A 677-nucleotide genomic window follows, 5' to 3' on the forward strand; every position below is an offset into this window, starting at 1 on the left:
ACCAACAGCAACGGCGCGGTGACGGCCGGCAATTCGCTGGAACTGACCACCGACAATCTGGACAACGACGGCAAGCTGCACGCGGGTCAGGACCTGAAGATCACCGCCGACACCCTGACCAACCGCGCCACTGGCGAACTGATCGCCCTGCGCAACAACACCTTGGTCATTGGCGGCCTGCTGACCAACGCGGGCTTGATCGATGGCGGCTATACCCGTATCACCGCAGGTAGCCTCACCAACACCGGTCGCATCTACGGCGACCGCATCGGTATTAAGACGCCGACGCTTATCAACGACCCCAACGCCGTCATCGCGTCGCGCGGCGACCTGGACCTGGGCGTGGGCACACTGAGCAATCGCGAACACGCCTTGATCTACGCCGGGGCCGACCTGCGTATCGGGCGGGCCTTGGACGCCACGGGCAAGGCGACAGGGCAGGCGCAATCGCTGGTCAACGCATCGGCCACCATCGAAGCCGAGCGCAACGCCGACATCGCGGCGGCCCGCATCGAGAACCTGAACAACCATTTCGCCAGCGAAATCATCGAAGCCAAGCGCGAGCCGAAATGGTTCTATCGCTTGAATGGCTCGACCGAGATCGTCGATGGCGAAGGCATGTGGTTCTGCAACACCGTCAAATCCATTTGCGGCCGTGACCCCAGCTGGATGGGCCA

General features: G+C 62.9%; 1 protein-coding gene. It reads left to right on the plus strand.

Translation table 11 applies throughout. The features are described from left to right. Nucleotides 1-677, plus strand: a 677-nt coding sequence (locus tag AC3WMR_RS30680; RefSeq protein ID WP_492266981.1) for a hypothetical protein, incomplete at both ends; no start/stop codon positions are given.

Source organism: Achromobacter sp. FW305-C-28, assembly GCF_058783235.1.